This is a genomic window from Methylosinus sp. KRF6, from assembly GCF_018887255.1.
Lineage (GTDB): Bacteria > Pseudomonadota > Alphaproteobacteria > Rhizobiales > Beijerinckiaceae > Methylosinus > Methylosinus sporium.
The window spans coordinates 48,100-62,953 of the sequence record NZ_JAHLJF010000001.1 but is presented as its reverse complement, the minus strand read 5'-3'; the positions used below and the strand labels follow the sequence as shown (position 1 = coordinate 62,953).

Sequence of the window (14,854 nt, the reverse complement as noted above, 5' to 3'; positions counted from 1 at the left end):
ATCGAGAGGCGACATGGCTCAGACTTCGGCGCAAACTTTCTCCGGTCGCAAGCGTGTCCGCAAATTTTTCGGCCATATCCGCGAAGCCGCGGAAATGCCCAATCTGATCGAAGTTCAAAAGGCCTCCTACGATCAGTTCCTTCTCGTCGACGAGCCCGCCGGAGGGCGCCCCGACGAGGGTCTGCAGTCGGTTTTCAAATCCGTCTTCCCGATTTCCGATTTCTCTCAGGTCGCTCTGCTGGAATTCGTCCGCTACGAATTCGAGCCGCCGAAATACGACGTCGACGAGTGCCGCCAGCGCGGAATGACCTTCGCTGCGCCGCTGAAGGTGACGCTGCGCCTCATCGTGTTCGATGTCGATCCCGACACGCAGGCGAAGTCGGTCAAGGACATCAAGGAGCAGGACGTCTATATGGGCGACATGCCCTTCATGACGGCGAACGGCACCTTCATCGTCAATGGCACGGAGCGCGTCATCGTCTCGCAGATGCACCGCTCGCCGGGCGTCTTCTTCGATCACGACAAGGGCAAGAGCCACTCTTCCGGCAAGCTGCTGTTCGCGGCCCGCATCATTCCCTATCGCGGCTCCTGGCTCGACATAGAGTTCGACGCCAAGGACATCGTCTATGCGCGCATCGACCGTCGCCGTAAGATTCCGGTGACGTCGCTGCTGTTCGCGCTCGGCATGGACGGCGAAGAGATTCTCTCCACCTTCTACAAGACCATCACCTTCGGGGCCGACGGCGACAGCTGGCGCCAGCCCTTCGATCCCGAGCGGCTGAAGGGCGTGAAGGCCGTCAACGACATCGTCGACGCCGATACGGGCGAAGTGATCGTCGAGGCGGGCAAGAAGCTGACCGCGCGCGCCGCCCGCCAGCTCGCCGAAAAGGGCGTGAAGGCGATCAAAATCCAGCCCGAGGACCTCTATGGGCAATTCCTCGCGCAGGATCTCTACGATCCGTCGACGGGCGAGATTTTCGCCGAGGCCGGCGACGAGATCACGGTGAAGTCGTTGCCGCTGCTGGTCGAGAAGGGCTTCGACGAGCTGCCGGTGCTCGACATCGATCACATCAACATCGGTCCCTATATTCGCAACACGCTGGCGGTCGACAAGAACTCGTCGCGCGAGGAAGCGCTGTTCGACATCTACCGCGTCATGCGTCCGGGCGAGCCGCCGACGATGGATACGGCGGAGGCGATGTTCTATTCGCTGTTCTTCGATCCCGAGCGCTATGACCTCTCGGCTGTCGGCCGCGTGAAAATGAACATGCGTCTCGACCTCGACGCGCCGGACACGATGCGCGTGCTGCGCAAGGACGACATCGTCGCCGTGGTGCGCGCGCTCGTCGATCTGCGCGACGGCCGCGGCGAGATCGACGATATCGACCATCTCGGCAATCGCCGCGTCCGCAGCGTCGGCGAGCTGATGGAGAATCAGTATCGTCTCGGCCTCCTGCGCATGGAGCGCGCGATCAAGGAGCGCATGTCCTCGGTCGACATCGACACGGTGATGCCGCAGGACCTCATCAACGCCAAGCCGGCGGCGGCGGCGGTGCGCGAGTTCTTCGGCTCGTCGCAGCTCTCGCAATTCATGGACCAGACCAATCCGCTGTCGGAGATCACCCATAAGCGCCGTCTCTCGGCGCTGGGCCCGGGCGGTCTGACGCGCGAGCGCGCCGGCTTCGAGGTGCGCGACGTGCATCCGACGCATTACGGCCGTATCTGTCCGATCGAGACGCCGGAAGGTCCGAACATCGGCCTCATCAATTCGCTCGCCACCTTTGCGCGCGTGAACAAATACGGCTTCATCGAAGGCCCGTATCGCCGCGTGCGCGACGGCAAGGTGACGGATGAGGTCGCCTATCTCTCCGCCATGGAGGAGCAGAAATATCACGTCGCCCAGGCCAACGCCCCGGTCGATGCGGAAGGCAATCTCACCGAGGATCTGGTGCTCTGCCGCCACGCCGGCGATGTCGTGCTCGTCCCGCGCGAGCGCGTCGACGCCATGGACGTGTCGCCCAAGCAGCTCGTCTCGGTCGCCGCGGCGCTCATTCCCTTCTTGGAGAATGACGACGCCAACCGCGCGCTGATGGGCTCCAACATGCAGCGCCAGGCCGTGCCGCTGGTCAAGGCGGACGCGCCGCTCGTCGGCACCGGCATGGAGCCGATCGTCGCCGCCGACTCGGGCGCCGCCATCGCCGCGCGCCGCGCCGGCGTCGTCGATCAGATCGATGCGACGCGCGTCGTCATTCGCGCGACAGAAGAGCAGGACCCGACCAAGCCGGGCGTCGACATTTATCGTCTGATGAAGTTCCAGCGCTCGAACCAGTCGACCTGCATCAATCAGAAGCCGCTCGTGAAGGTCGGCGACTATGTGAAGAAGGGCGACATCATCGCCGACGGTCCTTCGACCGATCTCGGCGATCTGGCGCTCGGCCGCAATGTGCTCGTCGCCTTCATGCCGTGGAACGGCTACAATTTCGAGGACTCGATCCTTCTCAACGAGCGCATCGTCAAGGACGACGTCTTCACCTCGATTCACATCGACGAATTCGAGGTGATGGCGCGCGACACCAAGCTCGGCCCGGAGGAGATCACCCGCGACATTCCCAACGTCTCGGAAGAGACGCTGAAGAATCTCGACGAGGCGGGCATCGTCTATATCGGCGCGGAAGTGCAGGCGGGCGATATTCTCGTCGGCAAGATCACGCCCAAGGGTGAAAGCCCGATGACGCCGGAGGAAAAGCTCCTGCGCGCCATCTTCGGCGAAAAGGCCTCGGACGTTCGCGACACGTCTCTGCGCGTGCCGCCGGGCGTGCAGGGCACGATCGTCGAAGTGCGCGTGTTCAACCGCCACGGCGTCGAGAAGGACGAGCGCGCCCAGGCGATCGAGCGCGAGGAGATCGAGCGTCTCGCCAAGGACCGCGACGACGAGCTCGCCATTCTCGACCGCAATACCTACGCGCGTCTTTTCGAGATGCTGGTCGGCAAAATGGCGGTCGCCGGTCCGAAGACGCTCAAGAAGGACCAGCCGCTGACCTTGGCGCTCCTCGACGAATTTCCCCGCTCGCAATGGTGGACGATCGTCGTCGACGACGACAATCTGATGAGCGGCATCGAGGCCGTGCGCAAGCAATACGACGAGTCGAAGAAGGGTCTCGAGAACCGCTTCCTCGACAAGGTCGAGAAGCTGCAGCGCGGCGACGAGCTGCCGCCCGGCGTGATGAAGATGGTCAAGGTCTTCGTCGCGGTGAAGCGCAAGATCCAGCCCGGCGACAAAATGGCCGGCCGCCACGGCAACAAGGGCGTGGTCTCGCGCATCGTGCCGCAGGAGGACATGCCCTTCCTCGAGGACGGCCAGCCTGTCGACATCGTGCTGAACCCGCTCGGCGTGCCGAGCCGCATGAATGTCGGGCAGATTCTCGAGACGCATCTCGGCTGGGCCTGCGCCGGCCTCGGCAAGCAGGTTGGCGCCGCCGTCGACGCCTATATGCGCAGCAAGGACCGCAAGCCGCTCGAGGACAAGCTCGTCGACATCTATGGTCCCAACGAGTCGCTGCAGAGCCTCGACGAGCCGACCCTGGTGGAAGTCGCCAAGAATCTGCGCCGCGGCGTGCCGATCGCGACGCCGGTGTTCGACGGCGCGCGCGAGAAGGACATTGTCGAAATGCTGACGCGGGCAGGGCTCTCCTCCTCCGGTCAGGTCACGCTGTTCGACGGCCGCACGGGCGAGCCCTTCGATCGCAAGGTGACGGTCGGCTACATCTATATGCTGAAGCTGCATCATCTCGTCGACGACAAGATCCATGCGCGCTCGATCGGCCCCTATTCGCTGGTCACGCAGCAGCCGCTGGGCGGCAAGGCCCAATTCGGCGGACAGCGTTTCGGCGAGATGGAGGTGTGGGCGCTCGAGGCCTATGGCGCGGCCTATACGCTGCAGGAGATGCTGACGGTGAAATCCGACGACGTCGCCGGCCGCACCAAGGTCTATGAGTCGATCGTGCGCGGCGACGACACTTTCGAGTCGGGCATTCCCGAGAGCTTCAACGTGCTCATCAAGGAAATGCGCTCGCTGGCGCTCAACGTCGAGCTCACCTCCGCCGAGCCCGAGGAGGGCGAGGAGACGCCGCCCGCCGAGACCACGGCCGAGGCGGCCGAATAGAGCCGCCGCTCTTCCTTCTCCCGCTCTGCGGGAGAAGGTGGCCCCGCGGAGCGGGGTCGGATGAGGGCCGCCGCGGATCGCGCGAGCCCTTGGAGCCCTCACCCGACCCGACTGACGTCGGGCCACCCTCTCCCACAAGTGGGAGAGGGGATGCGCACATGAGATTTATGGACGTAGCGGAGAGACATCGCGAGGCGAGCGCGCTTCATCCGTTCTGCGTCTCTAGGAGAAGACCATGAATCAGCAAGAGGTCATGAATCTCTTCAATCCGGTCGTTCAGCCGCAGGCGTTCGATCAGATTCAGATTTCGATCGCGAGCCCGGAGAAAATCCTCTCCTGGTCGTTCGGCGAGATCAAAAAGCCGGAGACGATCAACTACCGCACCTTCAAGCCGGAGCGCGACGGCCTGTTCTGCGCCCGCATCTTCGGCCCGATCAAGGATTACGAGTGCTTGTGCGGCAAGTACAAGCGCATGAAATACAAGGGCGTCATCTGCGAGAAATGCGGCGTCGAGGTCACGCTCGCGCGCGTTCGCCGCGACCGCATGGGCCATATTTCGCTGGCCGCCCCGGTCGCGCATATCTGGTTCTTGAAGTCGCTGCCCTCGCGCATCGGCCTTCTGCTCGACATGACGCTGAAGGATTTGGAGCGCATCCTCTACTTCGAGAGCTATATCGTCATCGATGCGGGCCTGACGCCCCTGAAGGAGCGCCAGCTCCTCACCGAGGACGAATATCTGCGCGCCCAGGACGAATATGGGCAGGATCACTTCACCGCCATGATCGGCGCCGAGGCGATCCGCAAGATTCTCGAGTCGATGGACCTCGAGGGCATCGCCGCGCGCCTGCGCACGGAGATCGCCGAGGCGACGACCGAGCTCAAGCCCAAGAAGCTCGCCAAGCGGTTGAAGATCATCGAGGCCTTCATCCAGTCCGGCAATAAGCCGGAGTGGATGATCCTGAAAGAGATCCCCGTCATTCCGCCGGACCTGCGCCCGCTGGTTCCGCTCGACGGCGGCCGTTTCGCGACCTCCGATCTCAATGATCTCTATCGCCGCGTCATCAACCGCAACAATCGTCTGAAGCGGCTGATCGAGCTGCGCGCGCCGGACATCATCATCCGCAACGAGAAGCGCATGTTGCAGGAGGCCGTCGACGCTCTGTTCGACAATGGCCGTCGCGGCCGCGTGATCACAGGCGCCAATAAGAGGCCTTTGAAGTCGCTCGCCGACATGCTGAAAGGCAAGCAGGGGCGCTTCCGCCAGAATCTGCTCGGCAAGCGCGTCGATTATTCCGGCCGCTCGGTCATTGTCGTGGGCCCGGAGCTCAAGCTCCATCAATGCGGCCTGCCCAAGAAGATGGCGCTCGAGCTGTTCAAGCCCTTCATCTATTCGCGCCTCGACGCCAAGGGCCACTCGGCCACGGTGAAACAGGCCAAGAAGCTGGTCGAGAAAGAGAAGCCGGAGGTTTGGGATATCCTCGACGAGGTGATCCGCGAGCATCCGGTGCTGCTCAACCGCGCGCCGACGCTGCACCGCCTCGGCATTCAGGCCTTCGAGCCGGTGCTGATCGAGGGCAAGGCGATCCAGCTGCATCCGCTCGTCTGCGCGGCCTTCAACGCCGACTTCGACGGCGACCAGATGGCCGTGCATGTCCCGCTGTCGCTGGAAGCGCAGCTCGAGGCGCGCGTGCTGATGATGTCGACGAACAACATACTGCATCCGGCCAATGGTCAGCCGATCATCGTGCCGTCGCAGGACATTGTTCTCGGCCTCTATTATCTGTCGCTGGAGCGCGACGGCGAGCCGGGCCAGGGCATGATGTTCGCCGATCAGGGCGAGATCGAACATGCGCTCGCCGCCAAGTCGATCACGCTGCAGACCAAGATCAAAGGCCGAGCCTGGACCTATGACGAGAAGGGCCAGCGCGTGTCGAAAATCTTCGACACCACGCCCGGCCGCCTGATCCTCGGCCAGCTCTTGCCGCGCAATCCCAAGATTCCCTTCGACGCAGCCAACAGACTGATGACGAAGAAGGAAATCTCCAACATGATCGACACCGTCTACCGCAATTGCGGTCAGAAGGAGACGGTCATCTTCTGCGATCGCATCATGGCGCTCGGCTTCCGCGAGGCGTTCAAGGCGGGCATCTCCTTCGGCAAGGACGACATGGTCGTGCCGGAGACGAAGGAGCGCATCATCGAAGAGACGCGCAGCGCCACCAAGGAATATGAGCAGCAGTACAACGACGGCCTCATCACCCAGGGCGAGAAGTACAATAAGGTCGTCGACGCCTGGATGAAGTGCTCGGAGAAGCTCGCCGAGGAGATGATGATCCGCATCTCCACCGTCCGCAAGGACGAGCATGGCCGCGATCTGCCGATCAACTCGATCTACATGATGTCGCACTCGGGCGCGCGCGGCTCGCCCGCCCAGATGAAGCAGCTCGCGGCGATGCGCGGCCTCATGACCAAGCCCTCGGGCGAGATCATCGAGACGCCGATCATCTCGAACTTCAAAGAAGGCCTCACCGTTCTCGAATACTTCAACTCCACCCACGGCTCGCGCAAGGGCCTGTCGGACACGGCGTTGAAGACCGCGAACTCGGGCTATCTCACGCGTCGTCTCGTCGACGTGGCGCAGGATTCGATCATCACCACGGTCGATTGCGGCACTGAGAAGGGCATTCGCATGAGAGCGATCATCGACGCCGGACAGGTCGTCGCCTCGCTCGCCTCGCGCATTCTCGGCCGCACGGCGGCGGAGGATCTGCGCGATCAGCAGGGCAAGATCATCGTCCCCAATGGCGAGATGATTCAGGAATGGCATATCGAGCCGATCAACGCCGCCGGCATTCAGGAGGTGAAGATCCGCTCGGTGCTGACCTGCGAGTCGAAGAACGGCGTCTGCGCCAAATGCTACGGGCGCGATCTCGCCCGCGGCACGCCCGTCAATATGGGCGAGGCGGTCGGCGTCATCGCGGCGCAGTCGATCGGCGAGCCGGGCACGCAGCTCACCATGCGCACCTTTCACATCGGCGGCGCGGCGCAGCTCGCGGACCAGTCTTTCATCGAGTCCAACTTCGAAGGCACGGTGCATATCCGCAACCGCCATGTGGCGCGCAACTCGGATGGCGATCTCATCGTCATGGCGCGCAACGTGGCCGCGGTGATCGTCGGGCCGGACGGCGTCGAGCGCGCCGTCAACCGCATCCAATATGGCGCGCGGCTGAAGGTGGACGAAGGCGACAAGATCAAGCGCGGCGACCGCATCGCGGAATGGGACCCCTATACGCGTCCCATCGTCAGCGAGGTGGACGGCGCCATCGGCTTCGAGGATCTCGTCGAAGGCCAGTCGGTGTCGGAAACGGCCGACGAATCGACGGGCATCACCAAGCGCGTCGTCATGGATTGGCGTCTCAACACGCGCTCGGCGAGCCTCAAGCCGGCGATCGTCATCAAGGGCGCGGACGGCAAGGTCATCAAGCTGCAGCGCGGCGGCGACGCCCGCTACACGCTGCCGGTCGACTCGATCATCGCGGTCGAGCCGGGCGGGCAGATCAAAGCCGGCGACATTGTCGCGCGTATCTCGCTCGAGAGCGCCAAGACCCGCGACATCACCGGCGGTCTGCCGCGCGTCGCCGAGCTGTTCGAGGCGCGCCGTCCGAAGGATCACGCGATCATCGCGGAAATCTCCGGCACGGTGCAATTCGGCCGCGACTATAAGAACAAGCAGCGCCTCTCCATCGTCCCGCATGAGGAGGGCGCGGAGCCGGTCGAATATCTGATCCCCAAGGGCAAGCACATCCATCTTCAGGACGGCGACGTCGTGGAGAAGGGCGACTATATCGTCGACGGCAATCCGGCGCCGCACGACATTCTGGCGATCAAGGGCGTGGAGGAACTGGCGGCCTACCTCGTCAACGAGATCCAGGAGGTCTACCGGCTGCAGGGCGTCAACATCAACGACAAGCACATCGAAGTGATCGTGCGTCAGATGTTGCAGAAGGTCGATATCGTCGACGCCGGCGACACCGGCTTCCTCGATGGCGAGCAGGTCGATCTCACCGAGCTCGAGGAAGCCAACGCCAAGGCGCTCGAGGAGGGCGGCAAGCCGGCCCATGGCACGCCGGTTCTGCTCGGCATCACCAAGGCCTCGCTGCAGACGCGCTCCTTCTTCTCGGCGGCCTCCTTCCAGGAGACCACGCGCGTGCTCACCGAGGCGGCGGTCAATGGCAAGGTCGATCCGCTGGTCGGCCTCAAGGAGAATGTCATCGTCGGCCGGCTGATCCCGGCGGGCACCGGCGCCGCCATGGCGAAATTCCGTGGCATCGCCACCGGCCGCGACGATCTCATCATCACGCAGCGCGCTGCGGAAGCCGAGACGCGCCCGACGCCGCCGCGCCTGCCGCCCGCCGCGGCGGAGTGAGGCGATAGAGATTCTCCCTCTCCTCCACAGCGGGGAGAGGGAGCCGCGCATAATGAAAAAGGCCGCCAGTGTCTGGCGGCCTTTTTTCGTGCTGTATCTGGGATGTTGTTCGATCTGCGAAAACCGCGGGCGCCCGCATCAGACCCGGCTTCGCCAAGCCGCCTTCTCCAGCGCGCGGGAGAAGAATTCGCAGGCCTACCGCTTTTTCTTGCCGCCGGTTTCCGCCGTTTTTTTGAAGCCGATGGCCAGCTGTGTGCCGAGCGCGAGAGCGCGCGCCTCGGTCACGCGTAGGGCGCAATAGCCGAAATCCGCCTCCTGAACATAGGAGCGGCAGATCTCTTCGCGACGCGCGGAAAAGCCGGCCTGTTCGCGCACCAGCTCCTTGCGCTGCGCCTTGTCGGATTTGATCCGATCATAGAGCGCCTTGAAATCATTGCGCACGGTCTGCTCGATGCGGGCGCGCATCGTCAGCATCTCCTCGGCGCGCTTGGGATCGAATTCATCCGCGCCCATTCCCCAGAGTCCATTGGGGTCGGCGCGGCAATCGGCCTGTTTCAGCTCGCAGGCCTTGCCGTCGGAGCTGACCAGAATCGCCCCGTCCAGCGCGTCGAAACCGAAGGGGCAGGCAGGAAACGCCACCTCATAGCGCCGCAGCCCGCTCGTCGTCTCCCGCGGCGTGAGCGGCAGGGGCTCGGAAACCTCGATGCGGCAGGTCTCGCCGGAGCGCGTCAGCCGATCGCCGACGAGCGAGAGCCGCGCCACTTCCAGCGCGCCGCCGCCACGGCGCTGCAATTCGATCGAGCCGCGCGCGTCGCCGTCCTGGTGGAGGACGTGTCCGACGATCGTCTCCTCGCTCGGCAATTTGGGCGCGACGGGCGCGACCGCGGCGCGCGGCTTGGGCTTCGAGCCCTCCGCCGGCGCCGCCACGGCGCCGGCCGGCGCAGGCGCGACGGCGCCCGGCAGCGCCATTTGCGCGCGCGCGCCGGTCGATGCGGCGAAAGCCGATAGAAGCGCCGCGCCGGATAGAATCGCGCGGATGGACGGTCTGGACATGAAAGCAACAAAGACTGAAAGACGCGGCCTCGGCAAGTGCGGATCGAGGCCCCGTCCGAGGCGGGTCAGCGCGGCGCCAGCACCATGATCATCTGGCGGCCTTCCATCGAGGGCTCGAGCTCGACCTTGGCGATGGTGGCCGTCTCCGCCTTCACGCGGGTCATCAGGCGATAGCCGATGTCCTGGTGGGCGATCTCACGACCGCGAAAACGCAATGTGACCTTGACCTTGTCGCCCTCTTCGAAGAAGCGCTGCACGGCCTTCATCTTCACGTCATAGTCGTGCTCGTCGATGCCCGGGCGGAGCTTGATCTCCTTGACCTCGACGATCTTCTGCTTCTTGCGGGCCTCGGCGGCCTTTTTCTGTTCGAGAAAACGAAATTTTCCGTAATCGAGAATTTTGCAGACCGGCGGCTCGGAGTTGGGCGCGATCTCGACGAGATCGAGCGCCGCCGTCTCCGCCAGAGAGAGGGCGTCGAGCAGAGGAACCACGCCGTGGTTCTTGCCTTCCGAGTCGATCAGTTGCACCTCGCGCGCGCGAATCTCCCGGTTGATGCGCGGACCTTCCTTCTGTGGGGCCGCGGTGCTCTTCATTGGACGGCGAATGGATATTCTCCCTTCAGGATGAATCGGTCGTCTTCCGATCCTATCCGATTCGCGAGAGAAAGCGGCAAAAGCCGTCTTTTCCCCCGGGAGACCCGGTGGATGGCCGACGCCGAAAGAATCTCACTCTCCTCGGCGAAGTCAACCGCCGATATCGAACAATTCTGGGCGAAAGGCTGAAATTCGCGCTCAGCCGCAATCGGCGAAGGCGGGGCAGGAGGCTCCGCAGCCGCCGCCGCCGAGGGAGGCGCAGGCGGGCTCGGCCTCGCCGCCGCTCGCCGGCTTCGCGATCAGCGAGAGCTGGCGCGTCAATTCGACGCTTCCGCAGGCCGGACAGGCGGGAGTGTCGTCCGAGCGCACCAAGGTCTCGAATTCTTTATCGCAGGAATTGCAGCTATAGGCGTAGAGCGGCATCGCAATCCTCGTCGCCGGAACAGGTTTCGCGATACATGCGCTCGCGCCCGCGCCATTGCAAGCCGTGGCTCCTGCTCACGCGCCGCCGCCGGCGAGGCGCAGCGCATAGGCGCGAACATCCTTCGGCCACCCGGCCATTTGCGCCTCGAAGCGCGTGGCGTCCCCGGCGAAGAGCGCGCGCAGCGCCTCCTCATAGCCCGGCAGATTTCCGGCGACGTTGGAAAGGAAGCGATAGGCGGCCTCGCGCGCCGCGCGCGTGCGGTCGTCCGTTCCACTCTCGCGCCGTGCGTTGTCGACGAGCCGGCGCAGCGTCGCCGAAGCGCCGCCGGGCTGGGTGGCGAGCCAGTCCCAATGGCGCGGCAGTAGCGTGACCTCGCGCGCGACGACGCCGAGCCTGGGCCGTCCGCGTCCGCGCGCGCTCTCGTCGCCCGTCTCCGGCTCGGCGGTTCCGCTTTGCGGCTTGCCGCTGGCGGCGGGGGAAGCGGCGAGCCGCGCGATGATCGCGGCCTTTCCGCCGCGCAGATCGAGATCGACGATCTCGCCCGTCGCATCGTCGAAAGTGAGAATATGGCCGTCGGCGGCGTCGGCGCTCTCGACCGCGAGAGCGACCTCCACCAAAGGGCCCGCGGCCAGCATCCGGCCCTCGGCGAAAGCGGCGCAGGGCCGCGACAGACGGGAGAGGAGATCATTTTCCATGCGCTATTTATACCCATTAAAAATTACGCAAGTCAATAATACCCGGAATAAATAATCGGCAAGCCGCAAGGGCGCGCGGCCCTATCTTTCTCGACGGGTCCTTTTGGGACCGCCACGGAGACCGTCCGATGATTCGCCGGATCGCCCTTTGCCTCTGCCTCTGCTCGACGCCGATCCTCGACGCCGGCGCGGAGCCCTCGCCGGAGGCCGAGACCCGCCGAATAGAGGCGGATCTGAGCCGCATCCATATGCCGGAAGGCTTCTCCATCTCGCTTTATGCGCTGGTTCCACATGCGCGCACGCTCGCTGTCGGACGGCGCGGCGCCGCCATTTTCGTCGGCACGGATGCGAACCGCATTCATGTGCTGACGCCGGGCAGGGAGGGCGCCGCTTCGGTCGATGTTTTCGCCCCCGACGCGCCTTTCGTCATTCCGCATGGGCTCTGCTTCGACGCGGAGGGAAGCCTCTTCGTCGTCGAGCAGAATCGCATTTCGAGCTTCCCCGCGGCGGAGACAGACTGGCGCCGGCTCGCCTGGAAAGACGCGCGCGGCCTCGCGCCGCAGGGCGGGCTCATCCCCGCCGCCGAGCAGAGCGCCAATCACACGACGCGCGTCTGCCGCATCGGGCCGGACGGCAAGCTCTATGTGTCGCTCGGCCAGCCCTACAATGTCACGCCGCGCGACAAGCTCGAGCTCTTCGACAAAATCGGCATGGGCGGAATCATCCGCATGAATCGCGACGGCTCCGGCCGCGAGGTTTTTGCGCGCGGCATTCGCAATTCTGTCGGCATGGATTTCGATCCTTCGGATGGGACGCTCTGGTTCACCGACAATCAGGTGGATAGCATGGGCGACGACACGCCGCCGGGCGAATTGAATCGCGCGACGCGGCCGGGATTGCATTTCGGCTTTCCCTGGTATGGCGGCGGCCATGTGCGCGCGAATGAATATGCGCGCGATGCGCCGCCGCAGGGCGTCGTCTTTCCGGAGGTGGAGGAGGCGCCGCACGCCGCCGATCTCGGCATGACCTTCTATCGCGGCTCGACCTTCCCGCCCTATTATCGCGGCGGAATTTTCTCGGCGCAGCACGGCTCCTGGGACCGGACGATGCCGGTCGGCGCGCGCGTGATGTTCACCCGCGTCGGCCCGGAGGGAAAGCGCGGCGTCAGCGAGCCTTTCGCGGAAGGCTGGAACGATGGCGATCCGCAATATCTCGGCCGGCCCGTGGATGTGGCGGAGCTGCCGGACGGCTCGCTGCTGGTGGCGGACGACCAGAATGGGGCGGTCTATCGAATCGTTTATAAGGCGCCGTGACGAATGATCTTTTGTATTGACATTATCCACACACGGGCTTTTCAATAGGCTGATCGTCAGAGGAGAGTCGAATGCCGACCGAGGCGTCGAAACAGCCGGCGGCGCCGGCCAGAGAGCGTCACGACTCCACAGTGAATGTGCGCATGTCGACGACGACGCGCAATCTGATCGACACCGCCGCCTCGCTCCTCGGCAAGACGCGCAGCGAGTTCATCACGGAAAGCGCTCGAAACCACGCCGTCGACATATTGCTCGATCAGCGCCTGTTCGTGCTCGATGAAAAAGATTTCGCGGAATTCGAGGCGGCGCTGGATCGGCCGCCGCCGCCCAATGACGAGCTGCGAGCGCTGCTGCTGAAGAAGCCTCTGTGGGAGAGGTAGAGCGCGGGGCGATATTTCATGCGCCCGCGCGGCTCGATCCGACCAAGCATGACTTTCGGACCTTCGACTGCGGCAAGCCTCGGCTGAACGAATGGCTGAAGCAGCACGCGGCCGCGAGCGAAGGACGTAGCGCGAGAACCTATGTCGCCTGCGAGGGCGACAAGGTCATCGGCTATTACTGCATCTCCGCGGGCGCGATCGAGCGTGCGGCGATTCCTTCCAAGGTCAGGAAGCATGGCCTTCCCGATCCGATCCCGGTGAGCATCATCGGCAGGCTGGCGCGGGATGTCGGCCATGCCGGCAAGGGTCTCGGGGCCGATCTGCTCGCCGATGCGCTGAAGCGAATATTGTCCGCTTCGCAGACGATCGGCGTGAGAGGCGTGGTCGTTCACGCGCTCGATGAGGAATCGGTCCCTTTCTATACGAGGCGCGGGTTTCTTCCCTGCAAGCTCGGCGAGCGGACGTTTTTTATGCCGATCGAAACGATCGAGAGCGCTCTGTGAGTCCGCGCCCAAGTCGGCGCGAAATAAGTCGGCGCGAAATCACAGAGGCATCGCCAAGGCGGCCGCGAGCGCGTCTCTCATTGATCGCCGTCGAAGCCGAAGGCGAGCTCGGGAAGATCGAGCGCCGCCACGATCTGCTGAAAACGCGCATTGGCGCTCGTATTCTTCAGCACCAGCAGATCGATCGCCGCGAATGCGTCGCGGCGCTCCAGCCAGACATCCACCGCGCTTCCCGACAATGCCGCGCCGAGCGGCGCGGCATAGAGGGTCCAGAACAGCTTCTGACGTTCGCGCGGGTCCTGCGTGGTGATTTCCTCGCGCGCTCGCGCGATCGTCTCCGCCAATCGGCTCGCCGTGGCGGAGAGACGCGCGCGCAGGCAATCGCGATAGGCTTCGATCTTGCTCCGCTCGGCTGCGGAAAGATGCGGCAGCATATCGTCCAGCGCGCCGGAGACGATGATTTCCGCCGCGTCCTTGGGCTGCGCGAGATGCGCCTTGAATTTGTGAACGCGCGCATAGAGCATATTCTTCACCTTCAGCATATGGCCGTCGTCGAAGCGCACGACATAGCCTTCGCCCTCGGTCTCCGCGAAAGCGCGCGCAGAAAAGCTGTCCCAATCCGCGATCGAATCGAAAGCGCGCACGAGCGGAACGCGCAGCCGCCGTGCATGATCGGCGAGCTGCGCGTAAGCGACATGATCGCCGGTCTCGCGCTCGCGCAGGCCGGTCAGCGTCAGAGCCGGCGCGGCGTGGCGGACGACGACGATGTTTTCCGGCGACGTCCATTCGAAAATCGGCGTCAGCCCGGCGGCGACGAGATCGCGCAGCGCGGCGCGCCCGGCGCCGTCTCCATCTTGCGTTTCGTACCAGGCGAGCGCCTGGCGCGCTATGTCGCTCACGCCCCAACGCGTCGCGAAGGCGAGCGCGCCATCGGGCCGGATGAAAGCATGAATCATCGAGCCGTCGAGCTTTTCCAGCACGAGATGGCGATCGGCGAGCGGCAGATTCGTCGCCAGCGTCTCCTCGCGTTCGCCGGCGTTGAAGAATTTCTGATAGGGACGCGACAGCAGCGCGCTGTTCTTCGCGTCGAAGGTCAGGCCGCGCAGCTCGCGCGCCAGCGCCGCGAATTGCGTCGCGCCGATCGGCGGAAAAACCTCATTGTCCATATAGGCGTAGTCATAGACGATCGTGCCATTGTGACGTTCGCCGCGCTTGAACGCCTCATGCATGAGGCCGGCGTCGCGATGCCTGTCGATATCGTCGAGATGCCGAATGAGAGGAAAAGCGTATTTCATGGGTCACTCT

The 14,854-nt window shown here is 64.2% G+C and carries 10 protein-coding genes; 5 read left to right on the top strand and 5 right to left on the bottom strand.

Annotation, left to right across the window (positions count from 1 at the left end):
- Nucleotides 1-13 precede the first annotated feature (13 nt).
- Together rpoB and rpoC are read left to right on the top strand one after the other, a co-directional pair.
- Nucleotides 14-4,162, top strand: coding sequence for a DNA-directed RNA polymerase subunit beta (rpoB, locus tag KP010_RS00270; protein ID WP_142862502.1), 4,149 nt, complete (start codon nucleotides 14-16; stop codon nucleotides 4,160-4,162).
- A 235-nt stretch (nucleotides 4,163-4,397) separates the two neighbouring features.
- A complete protein-coding gene (gene rpoC, locus KP010_RS00265) occupies nucleotides 4,398-8,588 on the top strand; it encodes a DNA-directed RNA polymerase subunit beta' (protein WP_166143119.1) in 4,191 nt (1,396 codons plus the stop codon).
- 195 nt (nucleotides 8,589-8,783) lie between these two features.
- Here the strand turns inward: rpoC and KP010_RS00260 are convergent, their stop codons facing one another.
- The 4 genes from KP010_RS00260 to KP010_RS00245 form a co-directional block, all read right to left on the bottom strand.
- Nucleotides 8,784-9,641 carry a hypothetical protein gene (locus KP010_RS00260; protein WP_142862504.1) on the bottom strand — a complete coding sequence of 286 codons (858 nt, stop codon included), beginning with the start codon at nucleotides 9,639-9,641 and terminating at the stop codon, nucleotides 8,784-8,786.
- Nucleotides 9,642-9,706: 65 nt separating this feature from the next.
- The gene (infC, locus tag KP010_RS00255) at nucleotides 9,707-10,234 is read right to left on the bottom strand and encodes a translation initiation factor IF-3 (RefSeq protein WP_108915958.1); all 528 of its coding nucleotides are present in this window, start codon (nucleotides 10,232-10,234) and stop codon (nucleotides 9,707-9,709) included.
- A gap of 198 nt (nucleotides 10,235-10,432) precedes the next feature.
- Complete coding sequence (locus KP010_RS00250) at nucleotides 10,433-10,657, bottom strand: zinc ribbon domain-containing protein (RefSeq protein ID WP_142862505.1); 225 nt, start codon at nucleotides 10,655-10,657, stop codon at nucleotides 10,433-10,435.
- A 75-nt stretch (nucleotides 10,658-10,732) separates the two neighbouring features.
- Nucleotides 10,733-11,353 carry a DUF2239 family protein gene (locus KP010_RS00245; RefSeq protein ID WP_142862506.1) on the bottom strand — a complete coding sequence of 207 codons (621 nt, stop codon included), beginning with the start codon at nucleotides 11,351-11,353 and terminating at the stop codon, nucleotides 10,733-10,735.
- A 128-nt stretch (nucleotides 11,354-11,481) separates the two neighbouring features.
- Here KP010_RS00245 and KP010_RS00240 point away from each other — a divergent pair, with 128 nt between their 5' ends.
- From KP010_RS00240 to KP010_RS00230, 3 genes are all read left to right on the top strand, one after another.
- Complete coding sequence (locus KP010_RS00240) at nucleotides 11,482-12,666, top strand: sorbosone dehydrogenase family protein (RefSeq protein WP_142862507.1); 1,185 nt, start codon at nucleotides 11,482-11,484, stop codon at nucleotides 12,664-12,666.
- Nucleotides 12,667-12,737: 71 nt separating this feature from the next.
- The gene (locus KP010_RS00235; RefSeq protein WP_142862508.1) at nucleotides 12,738-13,046 is read left to right on the top strand and encodes a DUF1778 domain-containing protein; all 309 of its coding nucleotides are present in this window, start codon (nucleotides 12,738-12,740) and stop codon (nucleotides 13,044-13,046) included.
- Nucleotides 13,034-13,549 (top strand): GNAT family N-acetyltransferase, encoded by a 516-nt coding sequence (locus KP010_RS00230; RefSeq protein ID WP_206605350.1) that lies wholly within the window; start codon nucleotides 13,034-13,036, stop codon nucleotides 13,547-13,549. The genes KP010_RS00235 and KP010_RS00230 overlap by 13 nt, the downstream gene beginning before the upstream one ends.
- A 77-nt stretch (nucleotides 13,550-13,626) precedes the next feature.
- On the opposite strand, the gene KP010_RS00225 is transcribed toward KP010_RS00230, so the two are convergent.
- The gene (locus tag KP010_RS00225) at nucleotides 13,627-14,844 is read right to left on the bottom strand and encodes an RNA ligase (RefSeq protein WP_216280275.1); all 1,218 of its coding nucleotides are present in this window, start codon (nucleotides 14,842-14,844) and stop codon (nucleotides 13,627-13,629) included.
- Nucleotides 14,845-14,854 lie beyond the last annotated feature (10 nt).

Excerpts from the sequence above, each read along its gene's own strand:
- rpoC (WP_166143119.1), top strand. The coding sequence starts at position 4,398 with ATGAATCAGCAAGAGGTCATGAATCTCTTCAATCCGGTCGTTCAGCCG.
- KP010_RS00225 (WP_216280275.1), bottom strand. The coding sequence starts at position 14,844 with ATGAAATACGCTTTTCCTCTCATTCGGCATCTCGACGATATCGACAGG.
- KP010_RS00240 (WP_142862507.1), top strand. The coding sequence starts at position 11,482 with ATGATTCGCCGGATCGCCCTTTGCCTCTGCCTCTGCTCGACGCCGATC.
- rpoB (WP_142862502.1), top strand. The coding sequence starts at position 14 with ATGGCTCAGACTTCGGCGCAAACTTTCTCCGGTCGCAAGCGTGTCCGC.
- KP010_RS00235 (WP_142862508.1), top strand. The coding sequence starts at position 12,738 with ATGCCGACCGAGGCGTCGAAACAGCCGGCGGCGCCGGCCAGAGAGCGT.
- KP010_RS00245 (WP_142862506.1), bottom strand. The coding sequence starts at position 11,353 with ATGGAAAATGATCTCCTCTCCCGTCTGTCGCGGCCCTGCGCCGCTTTC.
- KP010_RS00260 (WP_142862504.1), bottom strand. The coding sequence starts at position 9,641 with ATGTCCAGACCGTCCATCCGCGCGATTCTATCCGGCGCGGCGCTTCTA.
- KP010_RS00250 (WP_142862505.1), bottom strand. The coding sequence starts at position 10,657 with ATGCCGCTCTACGCCTATAGCTGCAATTCCTGCGATAAAGAATTCGAG.
- infC (WP_108915958.1), bottom strand. The coding sequence starts at position 10,234 with ATGAAGAGCACCGCGGCCCCACAGAAGGAAGGTCCGCGCATCAACCGG.